The sequence below is a fragment of the Achromobacter anxifer genome, from assembly GCF_903652925.1.
Classification (GTDB): Bacteria; Pseudomonadota; Gammaproteobacteria; order Burkholderiales; family Burkholderiaceae_B; genus Achromobacter; species Achromobacter anxifer.
The window spans coordinates 1-510 of the sequence record NZ_CAHLAR010000032.1 but is presented as its reverse complement, the minus strand read 5'-3'; the positions used below and the strand labels follow the sequence as shown (position 1 = coordinate 510).

Annotated in this window: 1 rRNA gene; it reads right to left on the bottom strand. The window is 48.4% G+C overall.

Annotation, left to right across the window (positions count from 1 at the left end):
* Window positions 1-307 precede the first annotated feature (307 nt).
* Window positions 308-510 (bottom strand): 16S ribosomal RNA (locus tag HWY37_RS34515); the annotation flags it as partial.

Genomic DNA, 510 nt, shown 5'->3' with positions numbered 1-510 from the left:
AGCGTTTGTGCCGTTCATAAGTTTCAAAGCAGCCTAGGGTTATTCACCCCAGTCTTGAGAACTTGGAACAAAATTAATGCAATCACAACCCGTACCCATCTTCATCAGCAAAGCTGATTACTCGATGAGCACATTTCGTTGTGCTTCTTCCAGATTGTTAAAGAACGAATATAGCTGTTGGGTAAAACCCAACTCATAACACTGCATGCAGCGCTATGAGTTAGCTTCTACGCGGCGCCAATATGATTGACTCCAGCTACAACAACAACCGATAAGAGTGGACGCTTAACACGAGCACTAAGCTCTGAAAGGAGGTGATCCAGCCGCACCTTCCGATACGGCTACCTTGTTACGACTTCACCCCAGTCATGAATCCTACCGTGGTAATCGCCCCCCTTGCGGTTAGGCTAACTACTTCTGGTAAAACCCACTCCCATGGTGTGACGGGCGGTGTGTACAAGACCCGGGAACGTATTCACCGCGACATGCTGATCCGCGATTACTAGCGAT